Origin of the sequence: Enterobacter sp. UCD-UG_FMILLET, from assembly GCF_000762975.1 — a bacterium.
GTDB lineage: Bacteria > Pseudomonadota > Gammaproteobacteria > Enterobacterales > Enterobacteriaceae > Enterobacter > Enterobacter dykesii.
The window spans coordinates 1-521 of record NZ_JRJC01000009.1 but is presented as its reverse complement, the minus strand read 5'-3'; the positions used below and the strand labels follow the sequence as shown (position 1 = coordinate 521).

Sequence of the window (521 nt, the reverse complement as noted above, 5' to 3'; positions counted from 1 at the left end):
CATCTCGGGGCAAGTTTCGTGCTTAGATGCTTTCAGCACTTATCTTTTCCGCATTTAGCTACCGGGCAGTGCCATTGGCATGACAACCCGAACACCAGTGATGCGTCCACTCCGGTCCTCTCGTACTAGGAGCAGCCCCCCTCAATTCTCCAGCGCCCACGGCAGATAGGGACCGAACTGTCTCACGACGTTCTAAACCCAGCTCGCGTACCACTTTAAATGGCGAACAGCCATACCCTTGGGACCTACTTCAGCCCCAGGATGTGATGAGCCGACATCGAGGTGCCAAACACCGCCGTCGATATGAACTCTTGGGCGGTATCAGCCTGTTATCCCCGGAGTACCTTTTATCCGTTGAGCGATGGCCCTTCCATTCAGAACCACCGGATCACTATGACCTGCTTTCGCACCTGCTCGAGCCGTCACTCTCGCAGTCAAGCTAGCTTATGCCATTGCACTAACCTCCTGATGTCCGACCAGGATTAGCTAACCTTCGTGCTCCTCCGTTACTCTTTGGGAGG

Annotated in this window: 1 rRNA gene; it reads right to left on the bottom strand. The window is 54.7% G+C overall.

From position 1 onward, the window contains the following. Positions 1 to 521: ribosomal RNA gene (locus LA04_RS04865) — 23S ribosomal RNA — on the bottom strand; the annotation flags it as partial.